This window comes from Thermoleptolyngbya oregonensis NK1-22, from assembly GCF_032705245.1.
GTDB lineage: Bacteria > Cyanobacteriota > Cyanobacteriia > Elainellales > Elainellaceae > Thermoleptolyngbya > Thermoleptolyngbya sichuanensis.
Genome location: NZ_CP053540.1, coordinates 5084513 through 5105623 on the forward strand (window position 1 = coordinate 5084513; position 21111 = coordinate 5105623).

The window sequence follows — 21111 nt, forward strand, 5'->3', positions numbered from 1 at the left end:
CATGAGCGAGGCGCTGGACTGGGTGTTTCAGGGCAACCCCGGCGGGGCGATCGCCTACTGCGAAGCCCGGATTGCCCAGGGCGAGACAGACCTCCAGCACTACGCCCTGCTGGGTTTGGCGCTGCTGCTGCAAGGTCAGGAAGCCGAAGCCCAGGCAGTGTGGATGACCCCCCTCTCCGACGCTGAGCCAGACGCGCTAGAAGCCTACCTGAGCAGTCTGGCAAATCTCCTGGAGCAAGCGCTAACCCACTGTTTGGCGCATCAGCAATACCCAGCGGCTGAGCGGCTCTCGCGGCAGCTTTTGGAACTGGACGCTGAGCAGGCAACGTATCACCACAGGCTGGGAATCGCGCAGGCGCAACGGGGTGACCTAGACGCAGCGCTGGCAAGCTGGCAGCAGGCGATCGCGCTTCAGCCCGATTTTGTCGCAGCTTGGGCGCAGCAGGCGCAGACCTACCAGACGCTTGGGCAATTTGCCGAAGCAGGCGAATGCTACGCCGCATGGACGAGGCTCCAGCCCGACAATGCCGATGCCTGGGCGGGTTTGGGGCTGTGTCAGGGAAAACTGGGCGATTGGGCGGCAGCAGTGCAGGCTTGGGGGCAAGCACACGCGCTGGCCCCCGATTCTGCGCCCGTTCTGGCAGATATGAGCTATGGGCTGCTGCAACTGGGGCAGGCGGCGGAGGCGCTGTCGGGGTTGCGTCAGGCGCTCTGGCAACGGTCAGACTTTGCCGAAACCTATTTCGCCTGGGCAAAAACACCACCGCAAAATCCTGCGGTATGCGCCAACGCAGCGTTTTTAGAAACCCTGGCGGTGGCCGACCATTCCGATGCGGCACTGCACCAGGCGGGAAATCTACTGGCTCGTGGCGGGCAGCTAGAACGAGCGATCGCCCTCTATCAGCAGGCTCTCCAGGAAAATTCGTCAAATTTCGCGACCGTTATAGATTTGGGCAATGCACTGGTGCAAACAGGGCAAATGTCAGAGGCGATCGCCCTGTATAAAACCGCCCTCAGCGAAGCCCCAAATGCCGCCGATCTCTGGCTGAGTCTGGGGCAGGCGCTCTGGAAACAGGGGGACGCAGAGGGGGCGATCGCCGCTGCCCATCATGCCTTGTCCTTCAATACTGACCGGGAAGACGCACACCGACTGCTGGGGCTGGCGTATCTGGCGCAGGGGAACACAGACCTTGCGGCCGAGCATTGGCGATCGCTCCTGGCTCAGCAGCCCGAAGCCGTCGAGGGCTGGTATAACCTAGCGGCGGCGCTGATGCAGACGGGTGAGCCAGTCGAGGCGCTGCAATGCCTGCAAACAGCGCTAAAGCTGAATTCCAACCTGGCCCCCCAAGTGGCCAACCTGCTGGCGGGCTGGCAAAACCAGGGGCGTGGGCATCCGCCTTGGGGAGCCACGTCGCCTATGCTGGATGACCCGCTTTGGGAAAAGACGTGGCCCGTGGACGCGCCGACCCGCGAAGTCAGAACCCTGCCCGATTGGGTGGCATCGGAACCTAGAGCCTCGTTCACGCCCGTTCATCCGCCCCAGATCGTTGCGCTCAAGCCGCCCCGCTGCTCGGAGCCGCTGCCCCACTTGAGCTTTGGGCTGGGCGATGCCCTGTCGATCCCTGGCACCTTTGTCGCCACGCTGCCAAACGGACGCTTTTGGCTCGATTCGGATCAAAGCAGCCTGGCGGTTTTTAACGCGGCGGGCGAGGTGATGCACGATTGCTCCGCTGAGTTTCCGCTGCTCACCCCCGGACATCCCGACTTGCTGGCCCGCCAGCACTGGGTCTTTTCGTCCCAAAAGCTGCCACCCATAGAGCGCCTATCAGGAACCGTCGCCGTTCTTGCAGGCGTGTCGAATAACATCTACTTTCACTGGATGCTAGATGTCTTGCCGCGTCTCAAAGTCCTGCAAGATAGCGGGTTTAATCTTAACAAAATTGATTACTGGCTGGTGGACGATCGCCATTCTTGGCAGCAAGACAGCTTGCATCATCTCCAGATTCCATCTGAGAAAGTTCTGTCTGTCCAGGAGCATCTTCATATCCAGGCGGATCAACTCATCATTCCTTCATTTCCTGGTGCGGTAGCCTGGCCCCAGACTTGGGTTTGCGACTGGCTCAAGTCGTCCTTTTTGCGTTCCCAGACGCTTGCTCCCGGCTTACCAAAGCGCTTGTATCTCTCCAGGCAAAAAACGCGCGATCGCCGAATCATCAACGAAGAATCCGTGGTGAAACTTCTTGAGTCCCAGGGATTCACCACGGTCTACCTGGAGACTTGCACCATCGCCGAACAAGCCCAGCTTTTTTACAACGCTGAACTCATCGTCTCCCCCCACGGCAGCGGACTCACCAACCTTGCCTTTTGTCGCCCCGGCACTCAGGTCATAGAACTGTTTTCGCCCAACTACGTCTATCCCTGCTACTGGTATCTCAGCAACTTGGTCGGGCTGGACTATGCCTATCTGCTGGGCGAGGTTCCTGCGGGACACTTCTGGCAGTCGCTGCTCTATCCGCTGGTTCGAGTTGAGGATATTTTTGTAAACCTGGATGTGCTAGCGCAAATGGTCAGTGGGATGATGAGATAGAGTCACACAATACCCCGATGCCTCTCTCTGCCATTATTCTCGCAGGGGGCCACAGCACCCGCATGGGGCGCGACAAGGCGCTGATTGAGATTGAAGGCGTGCCCCTGCTGCAAAGAACCGGAGCGATCGCCCAGTCCTGCGCCAGCCCAGTCTTCGTCGTCACGCCCTGGCCCGACCGCTACGCCGCGCTGCTGCCCGACTGCCAGTTTGTCTCCGAAACGCCGCTGCCTGGAGAAACGGAGCCGCACGGGCCGCTGGTGGGCTTTTGGCAGGGGTTGGAGCGGGTCGCGGCGGGTGGAGCCTCAGCGTGGGTGCTGCTGCTGGCGTGCGACCTGCCCCGGCTGCAAGCAGCGGAGGTGCAGCAGTGGGCCGCGCAGTTGAAAACAGTCCAGTCGGGGGCGATCGCCTATTTGCCGCGCGATTCGCAGGGCTGGCAGCCGCTGTGTGGGTTTTATCGCCTGAGCAGTCTGCCGCTGCTGCGCGACTTTGTGCAGGCGGGCGGGCGATCGTTTCAGCAGTGGCTAGCTCAGCATCCAGTTGCCGAAATTCCGGCTGTTGATTTTGCCCATTTGTTGAACTGCAACACGCCAGAAGACCTGACGCATCTCTGATGTCGGGTTTGGGCTGTCGGGATGTGAGATGTTGGGATGTGGGATATTGGGATGTGAGATGTTGGGATGTGGGATGTCGGAATATGGCTGCACGGATTTGAACCCGGTTTGAGATGGCATCCCCTCTAATCAGGGGCACTCCGAATGAAATTACTGGAAGCGCCGAGATACGGGATGTGCCTTCCAAAATCGCAAATCCAAAATCCAAAATCAACACCGAAAGTAGCTCAAACAAAATAGCTGAGACAAAATAGCTCAGAGGCGATCGCCCCTGAGCAGTGAAATCTCCTAAATCTCATCAGAATGCTGCGACTCAATGCCGCAAAGCGCTACACCCGCAGCAGTTCTGCATGTTCAATGCGAGTACCCAGCACCTTGAGAAACTCCGCCAGCCAGCGCGGATGGGCAGGCCAGGCAGGAGCCGTTACCAGATTGCCGTCTACGACGGCCTCCGTCACGGGAACGTCAACATACTGACCGCCCGCAGCGGTGACTTCTGGGCCGCAGGCAGGATAGGCCGAGCAGCGTTTGCCACGCACGGCTCCAGCAGCAGCCAGAAGCTGTGCCCCGTGGCAGATGGCGGCAATGGGTTTGTTGGCATTGGCAAAATGCTGGACAATGTTGATGACATCCGCATTCAGCCGGATATATTCTGGGGCGCGGCCGCCGGGAATCACCAGCGCGTCGTAGCTGGCGGGATTTATCTCGGCAAAGGTGGCATTGAGGGTGAAGCGGTGTCCTGGTTTTTCGGAATAGGTCTGGTCGCCTTCAAAATCGTGAACTGCCGTGCGGACAAACTCCCCCGATTTTTTGTTGGGGCAGACGGCATGAACCGTGTGCCCAACCATTTGCAACGCCTGAAAGGGCACCATGACTTCGTAATCTTCTACAAAGTCTCCCACCAGCATCAGAATCTTCGCGGCCATGGTCTGTCCTCCTGAAAGCTATTCGATATTGTTCGATATGGACATATTTTTGACCTTACGCCGTTGATCTGGTTCTGTGTCGCTAGGGCAACAAAGCGTAATTCACAAAATGTATTGCTGTATTGCTACATGCATGGCGACATGTATCGCCTATTGCCATCGCCATGTAGCGCTATGTATCGCCATGTAGCGCTATGTAGCGCTATGTAGCGCCATGTAGCGCCGCTCAAGTCTGCGCCTTGCTTGCCAAATAGCCTACTTGCTAGCCAGACGATCCGTTTGCTAGCCAGACAGCGCATTCAAGAAGCCAGGTTTGGGCACCAACACCGTTAGACCGTTTGGAATCGTTTCGACTTCAATCGGCGTGGTGCCAATGATTTCGCCATCGAGAACCACTTTTTGCGGCGGATTGGTGGTCACTTTTAGGCGAGACGCTCGCCCATGCACCACATTGGGGTGCTGCGGAGTGCCGCCGACCAGTGCGGTTCCAAAAATTTGCAGCATGGTGGCGATGCCCTGGAGCTTGTTCTGCACCGAGGCGATTGTCACGTCTAGCAGCCCGTCATCGAATACTACTTGCCCTGCGCCCTGCGCCAGGACAGAGGTGGGCGGCGCTGCATTGGCGATGGTAATGGCGTGCGCCTGAAAAGGATAGACCTGTCCATCGGCTTCCAGTTCAGCATCAAAGAGGGTCTGCTGATCCATTGCTTCCCAGCCCGCCATCAAATAGGCCAGCACGCCCCACTGGTCTTTAAGTTCACGGCTGGAGCGCTCGATGGTTAGCGCCTCGTAGCCCACGCCTGCTAGCAAGATCATCGGCAGCCCATTGCAGCGGGCGACATCGACCGTGCGGGTGTATCCGCCTGCGATCGCCTGACAGGCACTCCGAATGGGAAACACTCCGGGCAAACCCAGCGCCGTGGCGAAGGCATTGGCTGTGCCTTTGGGAATCACGCCCAGGGGAATCCCCGTGCCAATCAGCGCCTTGGCCACCGCCGACACCGTGCCATCGCCACCCGCTGCAATGATGACATCGGGATGGCTGGCGATCGCCGCTTCGATATAGTCCGCCGGGTCTTCCTGTTCCGATGTGGTGTACACATGCAGCGTCATGTGTGGCTCTAGCAGTTGGCGAATCAGCGTCAGGTCTTGGTCTGGAGAGCCGCGTCCCGCTGCGGGATTAAAGACCAGATGGGCAACGGGAACATTGGTGAGGTGGAGGGCGATCGCCTCGGCCGTTGCCAGATTCGTTGCCAGCGGCACATTGTGGACATTGCAAATCCGCAGGAGCGCCTGAATATCCGGCTCATGGGGCTGGGCATAGAGCGGATCGACCAGAAAAATCACCGCCAGCACCTTCCCCTCACACACCTCCGCCGAGATCTGTGCGTCGCCGCCTAGCGGCCCCGACAGCATTCGCTCCACCGTCAGACTCGTTGCGTCCTGAATGCGCTGCCCCGTCGTACCCGTGGCGACGAGCCGATGCCGACTCAGCATAGCCTGATGTCGCTGAGCAAACTGAACGATGTCGTCTTTTTTGGAGTCGTGGGCAATGAGGGCGATCGTGTTGGGCATTGATGCAGTGATGAAGTGGATGGAGTGTTGGAGCGTTGGAGCGATGGAGCGTTGGAGTCGCTTCCTTAATTTACCGTGTTACTCCATTCCCCCATCACGCTGTCACTTTCTTCGTCACGTCCAATTCTCACTAAGGCACTTGCACCGGAATCAAGGCATTCTCCGGCAGGTTTGCCACAAACCGGCCCTCGTCTGCCAGAAACACCACCACGCGCAGGGCCCAATCGGGTTCTACGTCGCGCAGGTCGGCCCAAGGCACGGCGACCTCCAGGCAGGTGTCGAGGGCAACCTGGGCCTGGGTGGGGCAGTTGTGCCACTGGAAGTGGTCACTGGCTTCTTGCAGCCAGCGATCGCCCGTCCGCAGGTTAATCCCCAAATGATGGTGGAACAGATAGTTCATCGGTGCTTCGTCGGGCAGGTCGGCCAGCGGTGCAGGGCTATTGTGCATCGTGCGATTGGGATAGAACCACAGCAGGTGCAGCTCTGGCGGAATGTCCACGCCGATCCGCGTACCGCTGGCAAAGTCTACCCGCAGGTAAAAATTCAGATGATCTACGCCATACCAGAGGCGTTGCACCTTGCTGCTGCGGTGCATGGTGCCGCGTGCGCCGCCGACCTCGATGCGCCCCGCCTTGTCCCAGTCCTGTTCGTCGGCGCGGCCGTCAATCATGGGGCTGATGAAGCTGTCGGGGCCGTGGCTGCGGGCGCGGGCGTGATCTTCGACGGGGCGGCGCACGTCTGGCGGCACAGGCTCATTGAGGGCGACATACAGCGCCGTCAGGTGTTCGCGAAACAACTGGTCAAACATGGCATCCTGATTGGAGGAGTGCCCCTCGCCAAACCACCAGAACCAGTCCGATCCTTCGGCGGCGTAGAGCGCTTCCCAGGCTTCGGGGTTGGTTTCTTCGGTGGCTTCGGGATGGGCGGCCAGCACGGCACGCGCCTGAGTCAGCAAATCCCAGGCGCGATTTTTGGCAGGGTCGCCAATCCAGGTCGTGAAGTTGCCGTCTACCCAGGAGCCGCTGTGTAGCGTGTCGGCGGGCAGGGTTTCTGTCGCGGGGAATTGGTCGAGAAATTCAGCGACGGTAACGAGTTCGATTTCGCTGTGGTCGCTCAGCTTTTGATACAGCGCTTCCAAAAAAGGCTTGCCGTCGAGCGGGTAGTATTCCCAACAGTTTTCGCCATCCAGGGCAATGGTGACAAGCCAGGGCTGTTTGAGGGTTGTCGTGCCGTCGGACTGGTGGGATTTCAGCGTGTGGGCGATCGCCTCTAGATGGCTCACCAAGTCGTTTGCGGCCGCGTTTGGCTCCATCACGCCATAGGTAAAGCCGATCAGATCAGACAGGCGGTGATCACGAAACACAATCGAGAGATCCCCATTGGGCGTTTCCAGGCGATAGGGGCGGTAGAGTTTTTCGGGTTCCAGCACGTTGCCATGCCCGTCGCGATGGAAAAAGTGCTTCAGCGTCCAGCCCAGCACGGCTTCATCCGACACTAGCCATTCAAACTCCTGCGCCGCCACCTCCGGCAGAATTGCGGGACTGACCGACTGCTCCGACGGCCACAGCCCGCGAGGTTTGCAGCCAAATCGTTCCCAATACATCTGCTTGGCCCGCGCCAGGTGGCGGGGAATGTCTTCGGGCCACTGAAAGCGGAAGTTGGGCAAGGTCATATCGGGCACGGCCACCCGACCCGCATTGGTATCCGCCAGCAAAGGTAGGATGGGATGGGTGTAGGGCGTGGTAATCACCTCAAGCTGCCCCGTTTCCTGCATCTTGCGGTGGTGGGGAATGATGTGGCTGAGGATTTCCTTTTGCTTGGAATAGATTCGCTGGCGATCGCTCAGGGTAAACCCGCGCCCTTGCTCTAGCCACTGTGAAATGTCTGGATCGCCCCAAAACAGCGGATCAATCCACGCCAGGTTATGCCACGCCAGCAGGTCGCTATAGTCCTGCAAGCTCCAGTGTTCCAAGCACCACTCGCGCCCGTTGTCCTGCCGCTGATAATACAGTTCGGCGTAGCGCGGATGCGGGTCAATCAGCGTGCGGTGGTTGCCGTCAAAGAAATGCTCGATAATAAACTGCTTCTGCTCTTGATCGAGGGTGTCTTCGGGGGATAGCGCCAGCGTCAGGTACGGGTCAAACGCCGTTCCCGCTACATAGTCTTCGATCTGCATCATCAGCGAAGGCACCAGGTTCACCGTTTGATGGAGCTTGGGAAATTGCTCCAAAATCAGGATCAAATCCAGGTAATCCTTTGTACCGTGCAATCGCACCCAGGGCAAACGATATTGTCCGGCAGTCCGGCTTTTGTAGAGCGGCTGATGCTGATGCCAGATAAAGGCGACGTAGAGAGGGTAGGGCATATCAACGTTCAGTAACGTTCAGTAACGTTCGGTAATGTGCGGTGGCGAATCGGCGCGAAAGCAAAAGGCAGGGAACCCGAATCGTCCCTGCCTCAGAGTCTACCAACACCTGGATCGGTGCGGTGTAGCAAATTTTCAGAATTTTTTTATGGTTTTAATTCGAGGTGTTACAACACCTGTTCGACTTCAACAATTTCGGGAATGCTTTCGCGCAGCTTGCGCTCGATGCCCATCTTCAGCGTCATTGCAGAGCTGGGGCAAGAGCCGCAAGCCCCCTGGAGCCGCAGCTTGACGATGGGCCCGTCCAGTTCTACCAGTTCCACATTGCCGCCATCGGACATGAGGTAAGGGCGTAGTTCGTCCAGCACCTTTTCTACGTTGTCGGTTGTCAGTTCCATAGTTGTCACTCGTTTTTACCTGAAGAGGCGATCGCCCAGAAGTATTTATCTCTATTGTAGGTGACCGGAGGAAGTCGCTTCTGGTCGCTTTTGCATCTCTCTGGCGCAACTGCTGCTCTCCGGACACCCACTCAGGTTTTCAACCAAGGGGGTTCAACCCCTCATCTCCGTAGATCTTCAGAGGCTTCTATCCTTCCGGGTTTTCTAAAACTATTAATAAAGGGAGTCATTTGAACTCCCAGGTGCGATAGTAAACACGGAGCCTGCCATCGATGATTTCAAGCGTGTACAAGATGGACAACCGCTTCGATATCCAGTTTGAAGATGGCGCTGTGGCGGCTGTTCTGCGGGCTGAGGCAGATCGCGAGTTGCCCCTGGTGCTTGACCAGTTGGGCTTAGTCAAAAAGCGGCCTGTGCTGGTGGTGGTTGGCGGCGCAGGCAAGCTGAGCCGCGAAGATCAGGCACAAGTGCGATCGCTCTTTGTAAAAGTTTTAGCGCCCCTGGCGGAAACCCTCGGTGCAGCCGTGATTGATGGCGGCACAGACACAGGCATTATGCGGATGATGGGGCAGGCGCGTCGCCGCACTCACGGCAGCTTTCCGCTCATTGGCATTGCGCCAGAGCAGATGGCGATTTTGCCAGGGGGACGTGCGTCCCACCCTGATGCCGCCAATCTAGAGCCAAACCATACCCATTTTGTGCTGGTGCCTGGTCGCTATTGGGGCGACGAGTCTGCCTGGATTGCTCGACTGGCCAGCGCCCTGTCCGATGGTTTTCCTTCGCTGACGGTGCTGATCAACGGCGGCGAAGTCACCTGGAGTGATGCGTCGCACAATGTAGGGCAGGGCCGTCCGCTGCTCGTTGTGGCAGGCAGTGGCCGCACTGCCGACGCGCTGGCCGATGCGCTGACTGGAAAAATCACCGATGAACGCGCCCGCAAACTGGTGGCATCAGGGCTGATGCAAGCCGTTGATCTGCGTAGCTCAGAAAAGTTGTCCTGTGCGATTCACGAGATTTTATCGAGTAAAATCCTCTCATGAGGACTTTAGCTCCACAACCCAGGGTGCATTATGGCTAGCAAAGACCCCTACCGCGAGCAGCTTAAGCAAGACTTTGGGAGCTTGTTTAACACCTTGGAGCTAGACGAAGCCCAGCAGCACTACCTGCGATCGCGCTGGCTGGATCAGGTGCTGTGGATGGAGAACAAGGCCGGCAGGGCACGCGATCGCTACTATCGGCTGCGGCTGACCACGATTATTGGCGGCGTGCTGGTGCCAGTGCTGGTGAGCCTAAATAACGTTGATAACCGCAGGGCAGATGCCATTATCCGCTGGTCTACGGTAGGCATCAGCACAGTGGTTGCGGCCTGTGCAGCAGTCGAGGAATTTTTCAAGTACGGCGAACGCTGGCGACACTACCGCCGCAGCGTAGAGTCACTGAAGACACAGGGCTGGCAGTTTTCTCAACTGACCGGGCTATACACACAATACCCCACCCATGAAGAGGCGTTCGACTTCTTCGCCAGCCAAGTCGAGGATATTATCCAAAAAGACGTAGAAACCTACTCAACGACCGTTGCCACTGCCAAGAGACACGAAGACTCTGCCCAGCAGAGAGGGTTCTAAGTTTGAAAAGGTATCGCCTGTAATGTTAAGCACTCAGAGATCCCCCCTAGCCCCCCTTAAACCCTTAAAAAGGGGGGAAATTGCCTTAAAGTCCCCCTTTTTAAGGGGGATTTAGGGGGATCTTGCACGCTTTGCTACAAACAGTAGGACTTTTCAAACATCCTCTAAGAGCGATTCTCGGTTTTAGATTTGCGATTTTTGGGATTTTCGATTGGGATGTTCGACTGGGATTTTCCACTGGATGGAGCAGCCATACAGCTCGCAATGCAGCCATGTGGAGAGGGGCTATTCCCGCTTCAGCCAGATGCCCCGCAGCCCCGCCCGTGTCGCGCCTTCATAGTCTTCTCTGAAACTATCGCCGACGTGCCATGCGGCATCGGGCGGGCAGTCGTGCTTTTTCAGCGCCAGTTGAAAGATTTGGGCATCTGGCTTGGATACGCCTGCTTCGGTAGAAATCGTGACCGAGGAGAAGTAGTTGGCTAAATCCAGCGCTTCCAGCACGCTGTGAATCCGGGAGTCAAAGTTGGACAACACGCCCAGTTCCACACCGCGATCGCGCCACTGATCTAGCGTGGCCAGCGTGTCGGCATAGACAAACCACGGGTCTGCGGCAGCGAAGTGGTCGTAAAGCGCACTGAAGAAAGCAGAAAAATCCGCAAACTGGTTCAGCACGCCAACTTCTTGAAACGTCTCAGCGGCGATCGCCCACCACCAGGCATATTCCCGGTCGGGAATCTCCGTCGGGTCGGTTCCTGGAAACGCCATCGGGGTTGCCGCCTTAAAGCTTTTGAAAAACGCCCGATCCACCGCCGCCGCATCCACCGTCACCCCAAACCGCTTGGCCAGATCGGCATACACCGCACCCACACTGCCGCGAACACCAAACAGCGTACCAACTGCATCAAAGAAAATGACCTTGGGGAGAGGCATTGGGGAGGGGGGATGAAAGGAGGAAGAACGAAGAGGGAAGAGCGAAGAAGGAAGAACGAAAAAGGAAGAACGAAAAAGGAAGAGGGAAGAACGAAGAGGGAAGAAGGAAGGTGAAAGTTGGGGGTTGGGGTTGGCGGATTAATGCGCTGGGGAGAGACGAGCGAAGCAGCCCTAAGGGGCGCTAAAGCAAGGAGTTGGAAAGAACACAGAAAAGCATCTCTATCTTTTTTCGCTCTTCTCTTTTCGCTCTTCTCTTTTCGTTCTTCGTTCTTCCTTCTTCCCTTTCCCCCTTCAGCTTGCCAGCAGATCCCGAATCGGCTTCGTGATCCAGTTCAGCCCTACTTTGATTTGATGGTCGAAGGTGGGCATTCGATAGAGGTAGGCGAGGCGGCGGAAGAGATGCGCGGCGGGGCCGTCGAGGGAAACGCCGAGGCCCGTGAGGGTGGCTTCTGTGGTGCCAAGAGAGAGCATCTCGCCTAAGTGCTGATAGCGGAAGGGCAACAGGGGGCGATCGCTCAGAGAAGCCCACACGTTCCACCCCGTATAGTCTGCTGCCTGAAACGCGGCCTGAGCCGTTGCAGGCACTTTTTGACCGTCGGCATCCTTCATCTCGGCCAGGTCGCCCAGCGCAAAGATTTCAGGGTAGTCTACCACTTGCAGGGTCGGGGTGACGAGGAGTTGCCCGCGCTCGGTCTGGGGCAGGGGCAGGCTTTTCACAAAGTCTGGCACTTTGTTGCCCACCGTCCACATCACAATGTCTACCGGAAGGGTGTCCACTTTGCCGCGATAGTCTAGCGAGATGCTGTCTGCGGTCACCTCGGTCACCTGGGTTTCCAGATCGATCCAGACTCCGCGCTTTTCCAATGCTTTTGTCGCAGCGTCGCGGTTAAAGCTGGGAGAGTTTCTCAAGATTTGGTCGCCCAACTCCACGAGGCGCACCCGGCCGCGATCGCCCAGCCGGTCTGCCAGCTTGCAGGCCAGTTCCACGCCGCTGTAGCCCGCGCCCACAATGGCCACACGAATCCGGTCGGTGGGAGAGGCTTCGAGGATTCTCAGCCGCTCTTGCAGCCGATAGGCATCGTCAATCGAGCGGAAGGGAATGGCGTGTTCTGCTACGCCAGGAGCCATCGTCAGGGGCGTTTCGCCGCCCAGCGCCAGCACGAGGCGGTCATAGTCCAGCGTTGCACCATCCTGAAGCTGAACCTGACGCGCGGTGACATCGATGTGGGCAACGGCTCCTTGACGAAACTGGATGCCTGTGTTGGCCAGCAGTTCAGAAAACGGGGGGGCCACTTCCCAGGTTTGCAGTTCCCCAGTTACCAGTTCGTAGAGCAGCGGCAAAAACAGGAAGCGATCGCGCTGATCCACCAGCACAATCTCTGGCTTTGCGTCTGTCCAGGGCAACTGGCTGAGGCGCAGGGCAGTGTATAGCCCTCCAAACCCGCCGCCCAGAATGCAGATTCGATCGGAACGTTGGGTCATACGTAAACGTTGAAATCGGGCATCACCCCTAGGATATCGCAGGTTAGGACTTACGCAGTTGAACGATTTCTCGCGGGCTGTGCCCACGAGAAACCGTTCAAAACCCAGAAAACTTATTGCAAGAGTGTCCGTCCTGACAGGTTTTGGAGGGGCGGGGTTTCAGGTCAAAATTTTGGAACGCTTAGGATTTCCACCCAGCGGCGGCGCGCTCGAGGACGTAGGCGGCGACGGACTCGATTTCTTCGGCAGTCAGCTTGTCTTTGTAGGCAGACATATTCGCCTTGCCGTTGGCGACAATTTGGGCGATCGCCTCCACCGTGGCATAGCCGTTCTTTTCCAGCGCGGGCTGTTTCAGATTCTTGCCGCGCCGAATGATATTGCCCCCGTTGACATGACAGCCCGCGCAGTGAACCTCGAACACGGCTGCACCCGTCTTTAGATCAGCGGCGTGAACGGGAAGTGATGGGCTAAAAACCAGTAAAAAAGACAGCAGCGCGATGAGAAAAAGACGCATTTTGGAATTTTAGATTTTAGATTTTGGAGTCAGGACTTACGCACTTGCGATAAGCTTTCCAAGTTTTGGACGATTTCTCGCGGGCTGCGCCCGCGAGAAATCGTCCAACTGCGTAAGTCCTAGGATTTTAGCCTGAATGCTCAACTGCTTATTCCTTGAGCGCGGTTACCGGGTCGAGGCGGCTGGCGCGGAGAGCAGGGAACAGACTAGCTCCGATGCCAACGAGCAGGGCAGAACTCATGGCTACCGTAGCAGTGCGGGGGTTGAATTGGTAGGGCAGGTCAAACTGTTGGGCGACGAGTAGCGTGAGTCCGTGAACCGAGGCGATCGCCACCAGTCCCCCCATCGAACTCAGCAGCACTGCTTCCAGCACAAACTGCACCAGAATCTCCTGCTGGGTTGCGCCAATGGCACGGCGGATGCCAATTTCCGATGTGCGCTCGGTTACGGCGGCAATCATGATATTAGCAATGCCGACCCCGCCCACCAGCAGTGAAATTGCGCCGACGGCCGCCAGGGCCCGGGAAGTCAGTTTCAGCATGTCTTGCTGCTGCAAGATCTCTTCAACGTTATTCCAGGTATAAAATCGATGTCCCCCGTAGCGCTGTTGCATCAGCGTCTTTATCTGATCTTCTAGCGGTTTGATCTGGTCAAGCTGCTTGGGACGAACGCGCACGGCATCCATGCCGCGATCGCCCGTGAGCGCACTATAGAACGATAGCGATACCAATAACAGACCATCTCGATTCGTGCTTTCGGGATTGACCTTGCGATGGATTACGCCGACTACAGTGAACGGCTGACGATTCACATAAACCTGCTCTCCGACCGCCGGAGTGTCTTGAAATAGGGATGCTGCTAGCATCTGATCGATCACAGCCACCGGACGGTAAGCCGCCAGATCAGCGGACGTAAAAAATCGCCCTGCCTGCAACCGATTGCCGGAACTGCGGAGATAGTCGGTGTCTACTGCAACGAAGCTGGGCCGGGCGCGGCGATCGCGGAATAGCGCCTCTCTCGGCCCGTCCCACTTTAGCCCGCTGACCACGGCCGCCTGAGGCAAGCGCTGCTGCAAGTAGGCAATATCGCTCTGCTGAAGCGACACCCAATCATTGCCACCCATCCACTCTGGAATCGCCGTCACCTGGGGAGCTTCCTGGTCGGCTAGGCGGCGGGCAATCACGGCGCGGCTAATGTCGCCGACGTTTAGCGTGGCGCTAACGGCGGCAACACCCATCAGCGTGCCCAGGGTCGTCAGGAGCGATCGCACGGGGTTGCCGCGCAGCGATCGCCAGGTCAGCATCAGCAAATCTCCTGGCGCAAGGCTCACGGTTCGTCCTCCGTCGATTCCGGTTCCGCGTTGCCGCCAGATGCATCTAACGAGTTTGCAGGCACAACGGGCATTCCTGGAGTCAGCAGCACGTCTGGCGGCGGCACAATGACGCGATCGCCCGGCCGCAGTCCCCTCGTCACTTCTACCTCCGTCAGTCCCTCCAGCCCCAGTTCCACGGGCTGCTGCTGGGCCCGTCCGTTGCCGTCCATCAGCCAGACGAACGAATTTGCGCCATTGCGCTGCAACGCCTCGATCTCCAGCGTCACGGCATTCTGGCGCTGTTGTAGCACCAGTTCCACATTGACCGAACTGCCAGGAATCAGCCTTCCTGTTGGGCGATCGAGGCGAATCGTCGTCGGCACGGTGGTCTGGGCAGATTGGGACTCACCAGACTCAGAGGCGATCGCCTGCGGATACAACTCCACCACGCGCCCCAGATACACCGTTGGGTCGGGCCCAATCACCGTTACCCGCGCCGTTTGTCCGGGTCGCACCTGTGCCGCATTCAAAGTGGAAAGCTGCAACTTCACCAATTCCTGGCGCGGATCGCCCAGCGTCAGCAACTCCGTCCGCCGCTCTACGCCGTCCCCGTCTTTCACGCTCAGCCCCAGCACCACGCCGTCCCTCGGTGCCGTAATGATGGTGTCCTGAAGTTCCTGCTGGGTGCGCCGCTGCTGCAACTGCAAACTCTGGAGTTCTAATCGAGCCGTCTTTACGGCCGTCTCTGCATCCCGCAGCGCTGCCAGCGATCGCCGCACCTCTGTAGCCTGCTGCTGCACCCGTTCCCGCGAAATTGCGCCTGCGTTGGCCAGCCCTTGCAGCGTCGTCAATTGCTCCTGATCGGCGCTCAGTTGTGCCCTGGCTTCGTCAATCTGCATCTGGCTGCGGGCCAGGGTTTCTGCCTGCTTTGCAGCTTGCAATTCCTGCTCTAGCAGGGCCGTTTGGCGATCGGGATTCCGCAGCACGATCAGCGTTTGCCCCTGCTCGATGCGATCGCCTGGAGCCACTAGCACCTGCTCTACTGCCCCTTCCAGCGGCGACAGCAAGGTTTGCTGCCCGCCCAGCTCCAGCGTGCCGCTTTCGTTAATGACGGTTTCTACCGTATCCCGCTCTATCGTCAACAGGCGCACCGCTACAGGCTCGGGCCCCCGACTGGCCACCCAGGCATACACCGCCCACCCACCCAAACTCAGCAGCGCCAATGCGCCCGAAGTTAAAATCAGACGCGACCCAGCTTTGAAGCGATAAACCGACTTTTCAGGAGGGGTAGACCGGGAGGGAGATGCAACCGGAGGAGGCTGGAGCATAGCAGTAAATCTAAAGGGCGATCGCTCTAATGATATCTCTATTCGATATCACATGAGAATATTTACTAACTACACAAAAAGCAGCCGGGATTCCGGAGCTAGGGCCAATGAACGGAAGGGGGTAGAACCAGAAAGCCGCGTCCTCCAGCAATCCTGCTACGATCCCACGCCCTCAAGATCCCATCACCTCAAACCCACTCACCTCCAAAACCGGGCCAATCATGGCAATCGACATCACATCGTCGCGAACCTTGCCCGTCACGCGCACCTGCTGACCCGCCTTCAGCAAGCCCTCTGGCGCGTTTTTCATGATTTCATAGGTGCCCTGCTCGGTCTTCAGCGCCCACGCGCCCATGCCAAGGGTAGATTTTTCAACAGTTCCTTCCAGGGTCAACATGATGGCTTTAATGATGGCTTAGATAACTAGGTCTCTTAACGAGGAGGGGCGGGTCTAGGCGGGGCAGTCGGCGGCACGAATCAGGCGGATTTGAGCCAGGGTAAAGACGACAGGGATGACGCGGGCATAGTTGGTGGCGATCGCCCGCCAGCCCAAATCTGCAAAGAACCAGGCCCACAGCGCTGGCCCCAGCACCGCCAGCACCGAGCGCACAGCCCCATATCGAGCAGCGCTGGCGGCCATGCCGCGATAGGCAGCCCGCACCGCAACCTGATTGGCGATCGCCCCGCCGGCCTGTTTTGCTGCTTGGTAGGTCGCCGCGTGTAGCGTAAACTGACGCGCCATCATTTGCAGCAGCCACGGCCGCACCACCGCACTCAGCGCCAGCGCACTACCGCCCTTCATCAGCAGGCTGGATGGGTTGGTTTGCAGCGACGGCGGAAGTTGGCGAGTTAGCTCAGAATGGGACAGCGACTCCTGCAATTCGCTGTTTAATACCCGCTGCTCAGCCGGGGGCAACTGCTGCCACGCCCGCTGGAGCAACGTCAGAAAAATCTCCGCTTCTAGCTCTGCGGTGGACAGGCTGAGGGAATAGGGAATTCGCAGATAGCGACAAATCTGGATCAAGACCTGGCGATAGGTGACGTGGCGCGTCTTGCCCTGCAACACCGTTATCCCGTCCGCCGCCAAAAACCGAAAGCGCTGCTCCAAATCGCTCAGCCAGCGATCGCGCTCCTGGCTACACACCGCCACGGGGTCGGGCGTATACACATAGTCCAGCGGGTTCAGCTTGCGGCAGAACAGGATCTCAGTCAGCACTTCCAATTCCTCTTCGGTCGCCAGTTCCAACGCTGCCCTTAGCTCGTCCACGCTGCCTCCTCCCCCACGGTTCAACAAAGAGTCCGACAATATCAAAGTCTGACAATATAAAGTCTGACAAAGAGTTCTACAAAAAAGAGCCTGATAAAGAATCCTAACTAAAGAACCCTAACTGCTGTTGCACTGACCTGATTCTATCTGGCAGGCTCCGGTTTTGGCGTAGTTCTATGAAGAATTGCCAAACCCCCGGATATTAACCGTGCTGCATGGGACGATTCCTCCCTCACCTTCTCGCGTCCTGAGTCTGTGTTTGCCCTGAGATAGAGAAGGGGGCGATCGCGCTGGGACGCATTCCAGTTCTGCAAGTTTGCCCTCATCCCCCAGCCCCTTCTCCCTTTTGGGGAGAAGGGGAGCCGGATTGGAAGTCCCTCTCTCGCGTTGGGAGGGGATTGAGGGTGAGGGTTACAAAAGTGGGATGTACCTTCGCGCAGAGATTGCTAGCAGTGACTCCGCTCATAAAGCCAGTCGATTCCGTTCAGCCAGTCAGTCATGCAAGTAAGCGGAGATATCTGCCTCAGAAGCTATCTTGATGCACCGATCTCAAGCAGGTTTCTGATTGCAACCCCCAGGCTGTCCACGGTCCTCCTGAAGATGACCAAACGGGTTGCATTCAATTTGCCCACAAGCCCTGTCAAAAAAGTTGGTTCCAAACTCGTTATTTGATATAAACTCATCGTCTATATAGATGGGTTAATGAATGGCTCATCTATATGGACAACTGCTAACAAGCAATGGTTTGGCTAAACATTTAGCCGCGATCAGAAGGTGAAATCGCTCTAGCGCCAGAGTGCAATGAGCTTTCTCGAACGCTGCTTAGAAAAATGTATGGCTTTATCTATCTCGTTGTAACATGGGGGCAAGCTACAGCGTTTCTGAGGCAGGTCTAAAGCAAGTGAAGGATGTGAATATCATGATCCTTGCACAGGGCATAGAGGGTATGCTTCAGCTAGCAGGCAAACGCTGTGAAGTCAAAAGCTAGAGCAATGTCCTGAATAGAAGTTCCAGATGAATGGGGTCTTCGGCTAGGCAAGGCGCAATGTTTCTAAGTCGCTCGTTTTAGAGTTTAAGTGAATGAGTAGAAAAAAGAAGATCGAGCCACTGACAGGAGAATCTCTGTTGGCTAAGGTGAAGCAACTGGAAAACCTTACCAAGGAAGAGAAGGCTAGGGAGTGCGGATACTATACCGTTACTAAAAATGGTGTAGAGCGGGTCAACATGATGAAATTCCTGAATGCGTTGATTGATGCTGAGGGAATCGAGCTAGACAGCAAATCTGCGGCAAATGGTCGCGGCGGACGCAGCGCCAGCTATCGCATTACGGTGCAGTCTAACGGAAACTTGCTGATTGGCTCTGCCTACACTAAGCAGATGAATTTGCAGCCCGGAGACGAGTTTGAGATTTCTCTTGGGCGAAAGCATATTCGCCTAAAGCAAATCGATGAAGACGGCGTAGTTGAAGAGTAGCCTCAGGTTAATCAATCAGGGTTTCCTGACACCGAACTTCCTGACCGTGAATCCTCTACCCAAGATTTCGGGTCGTCAGGCAGTTAGGTCAGGCACTTTCTATTCACACTTCGATTGCATACTCCGATTGATCAAGGGTTGATGTGATCAAGGATTGATGGACGGGGGTTCTCAGGTATGCCTTGCTCAGCCCCCTTCGCTCAGTCGTCCCTAGGATCGTTTCCATTAGTGCGGCAGATGAGATTTCCTCACTCATTTGCCGCATTTTCATTGTCATCCTTGCGAGGCAATCGCCGCACTGTCTAATGCGCCCTATCTAATGCCTGATCTGATGCCCGCTGATGCCCCAATCTTGATGCACGAATCGTCTTCAGGCTGCACTCAGCAAAACGGATCTGCCCAGCAGTCGATACAGGCGGACTTGCTGCTTAGTTGCTTGGGTAATCGCAAATAACTCAATGCCCCAATGGGCGGCGTATTCTTTTGCGAAACGTCTTGCTTGCTTGGCAGATTCGGCTTGAATGAGCAGTTCATCGGCTAGCTCGGTTGTGCCCAAGTAGGCAAACTCTGCCAGATACACTGCGGCTGGCTGTTTGACGCTGGGTTTAACACTGGGTTTGACACTGGATAAAAGCGTTTGATGTTGGGGCATGGCGTGTATTGCAGAATTGTGGGGGTTATCTTCAAAGATGCACTTTGACGCACTTTCAAAGGTGAATCTCTAAGGATGCAATGTACGCTAGACCAGATCAGTTGGGTCTAACATCCTGGAACCAGAGAGTTTGAACAGAGTTTGAGCGGATTCAGGCTCTAGATTTCCTGAACCTGTGTCATGAGAAGCCAGTAGGATTGCCCAGTAGGATTGCGAATTTTACAGTTTGGCTGTAACGAATCTCTAGGTCTAGTGTGCCCGGTTTCCCAGAGATGGCAACAGGGGCGATCGCCCTCCTCCACCCGAAATTTACAGAAGGCGATCGCCCTGCGGGCCGTTACTTTACACAGACGGGCTTCACAAATCCGATAAACCGCTGGAAAAACTGCTGGGAACCCCACAACGCTCTCAGATTAGGGCTGGGGCGATGGCCAGGGAATATTCGGATCTTGGGCCAAGTGACGAGCGACCGCTGCGGCACCATCTTGATTCAGGTGGCTGGGGTCAGCGAAGTATTGATTGCGCGTGGGCCAGAGCAGGCTCAGGTCGCGGAAGAGAAACCGCTGCTGGGTGGCGATCTGCTGCATATGCTGGCGAAACTGCTGCTCGCGGCGACGACGCAGCGGATCGAGGTAGTCCTGAGTCAGCGGCAGGCTGACGAATACGAGGGGAATCTGGCGATCGCGCACATAGCTGGCCAGCGCCACCGTCGCCTGGGTCTGGGAGCCAGTAAGCTGAAACGGCGTGTAGTTGCTGTCGTATTGGCCCGCAACGCGGGGAAACTGGCGGTAATACGTGGCGGGGTTGAACTGGGTGGCGATCGCCTCGAAGCCATCCGCCCGCAGTCCCGAATTTGCAGGCACATCGGGCAACACCACCACCGAGGCTACTTGGCTCGGCGCGGGCAGCGTTGGATCGAGAAACGATAGACAGACAGGCGACTCCGCCAGCAGCGCATCCCCCGGAAACGCCCGCTGTGGATCGGTCAGCTCAGGAACCACCTGCAATGGTGTCAGCGTGGACTGAAGATCCAGGAAAAAGTTCGCCGCGTCGGGATTCGACCAATCTACAGAGGAGGATGGAACAGGCTCTAGGTGAGGCGTTTGACCTTTTTCTTCTTTGCGATCGCCCTCAGAAATTTGCCCAGAAATTTGCCCTGTGACTTGCCCCGTGACTTGCCCAGTGGTTGCAGCGGGCGATCGCGCGGTCGTGGGGGCGGGGGGCGAGGCTTGCGCCGTTGCGCCGGGGACCGCTGGGTTGCCCACAGGCTTTGCCAGTACCGGAATCGGCGGAATCTCCAGGCAAATTTCGGGCGGCTGCTCGTCGGCGATCGCCTGCGACGCGGGCACAGGCTCCGGCGGAATCGTCCGCACACGCGCCGCCAACTGGCGATAGCCTGCTGAAGATGCGATGCCATTAAACGTCACGTCCGCCTTGGCGCTATTAAACGCCCGCAGCCCGTCCGCCCAGATAATCAGCCGCGGCAGGCGGTCGGGCGGCAGCACTTGGCGCACCACCAGATCCATGACGCGAGCCGTCGCGCCGTTGATGCTGAAATTGTAAATCCGCAGGTTGGGGCGGCCCCGTTCTGCGAGTGCCTGTCGCAGCACCGCCGGGTCGATGCCCTGCAACGCCCGCGAACTGCCGATGATCAGCACGTCGGGCGTGCCCTCGGTCATCACGTAGTGCGAATAGAGCCGAATCTGGTGGTCAAGCCGCTGGCTGTTGAAGGAAGGGAAATTCGGTAAATACTGGGGCGAATCGGGCGGTGGATCTGCCGAAGCGGGGGGCAGGCTTACCGTAGACAGCAGCGGCATCAGGGGCGGCAGAGGGGCGATCGCCTCCATCTCAAACGCCTCCACAGGCAAAATCGGCATCGACCACAGCGGCACCACCAGCGCCGACCCCGCTGCCCAGCCCAAGTGCCCCTTAACCGAGTGCAGCTTTATAAGCCGAATCAAGCCGTTTTTTAAGCCGCGATAGATGAAATTGCCAGCAATCATAGCGCTGTCACGTTCAGACGCGATTCTTCGCACCGCATTACTCATTTACTATAGATCCCCTGG

18 protein-coding genes are annotated in these 21111 nt (G+C 57.4%); 5 read left to right on the plus strand and 13 right to left on the minus strand.

All coding sequences use genetic code 11. The features are described 5' to 3' along the window. Nucleotide 1 precedes the first annotated feature (1 nt). The gene (locus HNI00_RS21160) at nt 2-2587 is read left to right on the plus strand and encodes a tetratricopeptide repeat protein (RefSeq protein ID WP_316789250.1); all 2586 of its coding nucleotides are present in this window, start codon (nt 2-4) and stop codon (nt 2585-2587) included. A gap of 17 nt (nt 2588-2604) precedes the next feature. After that, complete coding sequence (locus HNI00_RS21165) at nt 2605-3198, plus strand: molybdenum cofactor guanylyltransferase (protein WP_316789251.1); 594 nt, start codon at nt 2605-2607, stop codon at nt 3196-3198. A 329-nt stretch (nt 3199-3527) separates the two neighbouring features. Here the strand turns inward: HNI00_RS21165 and HNI00_RS21170 are convergent, their stop codons facing one another. The 4 genes from HNI00_RS21170 to HNI00_RS21185 form a co-directional block, all read right to left on the minus strand. Then, a complete protein-coding gene (locus HNI00_RS21170; RefSeq protein WP_316789252.1) occupies nt 3528-4124 on the minus strand; it encodes a DJ-1/PfpI family protein in 597 nt (198 codons plus the stop codon). A gap of 282 nt (nt 4125-4406) precedes the next feature. Further along, a complete protein-coding gene (mgsA, locus tag HNI00_RS21175; RefSeq protein ID WP_316789253.1) occupies nt 4407-5699 on the minus strand; it encodes a methylglyoxal synthase in 1293 nt (430 codons plus the stop codon). 130 nt (nt 5700-5829) lie between these two features. Then, nucleotides 5830-8064: a glycoside hydrolase family 57 protein gene (locus HNI00_RS21180; protein ID WP_316789255.1), complete on the minus strand. Its 2235-nt coding sequence runs from the start codon at nt 8062-8064 to the stop codon at nt 5830-5832. A gap of 167 nt (nt 8065-8231) precedes the next feature. Then, nucleotides 8232-8462, minus strand: coding sequence for a NifU family protein (locus HNI00_RS21185; RefSeq protein WP_068511468.1), 231 nt, complete (start codon nt 8460-8462; stop codon nt 8232-8234). Nucleotides 8463-8734: 272 nt separating this feature from the next. Here HNI00_RS21185 and HNI00_RS21190 point away from each other — a divergent pair, with 272 nt between their 5' ends. Next, a complete protein-coding gene (locus HNI00_RS21190) occupies nt 8735-9502 on the plus strand; it encodes a hypothetical protein (protein WP_316789257.1) in 768 nt (255 codons plus the stop codon). Nucleotides 9503-9532: 30 nt separating this feature from the next. Further along, nucleotides 9533-10087: a DUF4231 domain-containing protein gene (locus HNI00_RS21195; protein WP_172357663.1), complete on the plus strand. Its 555-nt coding sequence runs from the start codon at nt 9533-9535 to the stop codon at nt 10085-10087. 285 nt (nt 10088-10372) lie between these two features. Here the strand turns inward: HNI00_RS21195 and HNI00_RS21200 are convergent, their stop codons facing one another. From HNI00_RS21200 to HNI00_RS21230, 7 genes are all read right to left on the minus strand, one after another. Next, nucleotides 10373-11017 carry an HAD-IA family hydrolase gene (locus HNI00_RS21200; protein WP_316789261.1) on the minus strand — a complete coding sequence of 215 codons (645 nt, stop codon included), beginning with the start codon at nt 11015-11017 and terminating at the stop codon, nt 10373-10375. 291 nt (nt 11018-11308) lie between these two features. Further along, nucleotides 11309-12499 (minus strand): NAD(P)/FAD-dependent oxidoreductase, encoded by a 1191-nt coding sequence (locus HNI00_RS21205; protein ID WP_316789262.1) that lies wholly within the window; start codon nt 12497-12499, stop codon nt 11309-11311. A 181-nt stretch (nt 12500-12680) separates the two neighbouring features. After that, a complete protein-coding gene (locus HNI00_RS21210; protein ID WP_316789265.1) occupies nt 12681-13013 on the minus strand; it encodes a c-type cytochrome in 333 nt (110 codons plus the stop codon). Nucleotides 13014-13161: 148 nt separating this feature from the next. Beyond that, a complete protein-coding gene (locus HNI00_RS21215; RefSeq protein WP_316789267.1) occupies nt 13162-14343 on the minus strand; it encodes an ABC transporter permease in 1182 nt (393 codons plus the stop codon). Continuing rightward, complete coding sequence (locus HNI00_RS21220; RefSeq protein ID WP_316789269.1) at nt 14340-15653, minus strand: efflux RND transporter periplasmic adaptor subunit; 1314 nt, start codon at nt 15651-15653, stop codon at nt 14340-14342. Before HNI00_RS21220 ends, HNI00_RS21215 begins: the two co-directional genes overlap by 4 nt. Nucleotides 15654-15825: 172 nt before the next feature. Further along, nucleotides 15826-16050: a hypothetical protein gene (locus HNI00_RS21225; RefSeq protein WP_228721640.1), complete on the minus strand. Its 225-nt coding sequence runs from the start codon at nt 16048-16050 to the stop codon at nt 15826-15828. Between the two features lie 54 nt (nt 16051-16104). After that, the gene (locus tag HNI00_RS21230) at nt 16105-16920 is read right to left on the minus strand and encodes a YaaW family protein (protein ID WP_316789274.1); all 816 of its coding nucleotides are present in this window, start codon (nt 16918-16920) and stop codon (nt 16105-16107) included. A gap of 1080 nt (nt 16921-18000) precedes the next feature. Here HNI00_RS21230 and HNI00_RS21235 point away from each other — a divergent pair. Next, the gene (locus tag HNI00_RS21235; RefSeq protein ID WP_316789276.1) at nt 18001-18393 is read left to right on the plus strand and encodes an AbrB family transcriptional regulator; all 393 of its coding nucleotides are present in this window, start codon (nt 18001-18003) and stop codon (nt 18391-18393) included. Between the two features lie 370 nt (nt 18394-18763). Here the strand turns inward: HNI00_RS21235 and HNI00_RS21240 are convergent, their stop codons facing one another. Both HNI00_RS21240 and HNI00_RS21245 read right to left on the minus strand, forming a co-directional pair. Next, on the minus strand, nt 18764-19045 hold the full coding sequence (locus HNI00_RS21240) for a hypothetical protein (RefSeq protein WP_172357649.1): 282 nt from the start codon (nt 19043-19045) through the stop codon (nt 18764-18766). 413 nt (nt 19046-19458) lie between these two features. Beyond that, nucleotides 19459-21048 carry a hypothetical protein gene (locus HNI00_RS21245; RefSeq protein ID WP_316789278.1) on the minus strand — a complete coding sequence of 530 codons (1590 nt, stop codon included), beginning with the start codon at nt 21046-21048 and terminating at the stop codon, nt 19459-19461. Nucleotides 21049-21111 lie beyond the last annotated feature (63 nt).

Excerpts from the sequence above, each read along its gene's own strand:
- HNI00_RS21160 (WP_316789250.1), top strand. The coding sequence starts at position 2 with ATGAGCGAGGCGCTGGACTGGGTGTTTCAGGGCAACCCCGGCGGGGCG.
- HNI00_RS21165 (WP_316789251.1), top strand. The coding sequence starts at position 2,605 with ATGCCTCTCTCTGCCATTATTCTCGCAGGGGGCCACAGCACCCGCATG.
- HNI00_RS21170 (WP_316789252.1), bottom strand. The coding sequence starts at position 4,124 with ATGGCCGCGAAGATTCTGATGCTGGTGGGAGACTTTGTAGAAGATTAC.
- mgsA (WP_316789253.1), bottom strand. The coding sequence starts at position 5,699 with ATGCCCAACACGATCGCCCTCATTGCCCACGACTCCAAAAAAGACGAC.
- HNI00_RS21180 (WP_316789255.1), bottom strand. The coding sequence starts at position 8,064 with ATGCCCTACCCTCTCTACGTCGCCTTTATCTGGCATCAGCATCAGCCG.
- HNI00_RS21185 (WP_068511468.1), bottom strand. The coding sequence starts at position 8,462 with ATGGAACTGACAACCGACAACGTAGAAAAGGTGCTGGACGAACTACGC.
- HNI00_RS21190 (WP_316789257.1), top strand. The coding sequence starts at position 8,735 with ATGATTTCAAGCGTGTACAAGATGGACAACCGCTTCGATATCCAGTTT.
- HNI00_RS21195 (WP_172357663.1), top strand. The coding sequence starts at position 9,533 with ATGGCTAGCAAAGACCCCTACCGCGAGCAGCTTAAGCAAGACTTTGGG.
- HNI00_RS21200 (WP_316789261.1), bottom strand. The coding sequence starts at position 11,017 with ATGCCTCTCCCCAAGGTCATTTTCTTTGATGCAGTTGGTACGCTGTTT.
- HNI00_RS21205 (WP_316789262.1), bottom strand. The coding sequence starts at position 12,499 with ATGACCCAACGTTCCGATCGAATCTGCATTCTGGGCGGCGGGTTTGGA.
- HNI00_RS21210 (WP_316789265.1), bottom strand. The coding sequence starts at position 13,013 with ATGCGTCTTTTTCTCATCGCGCTGCTGTCTTTTTTACTGGTTTTTAGC.
- HNI00_RS21220 (WP_316789269.1), bottom strand. The coding sequence starts at position 15,653 with ATGCTCCAGCCTCCTCCGGTTGCATCTCCCTCCCGGTCTACCCCTCCT.
- HNI00_RS21225 (WP_228721640.1), bottom strand. The coding sequence starts at position 16,050 with ATGTTGACCCTGGAAGGAACTGTTGAAAAATCTACCCTTGGCATGGGC.
- HNI00_RS21235 (WP_316789276.1), top strand. The coding sequence starts at position 18,001 with ATGAGTAGAAAAAAGAAGATCGAGCCACTGACAGGAGAATCTCTGTTG.
- HNI00_RS21240 (WP_172357649.1), bottom strand. The coding sequence starts at position 19,045 with ATGCCCCAACATCAAACGCTTTTATCCAGTGTCAAACCCAGTGTTAAA.
- HNI00_RS21245 (WP_316789278.1), bottom strand. The coding sequence starts at position 21,048 with ATGATTGCTGGCAATTTCATCTATCGCGGCTTAAAAAACGGCTTGATT.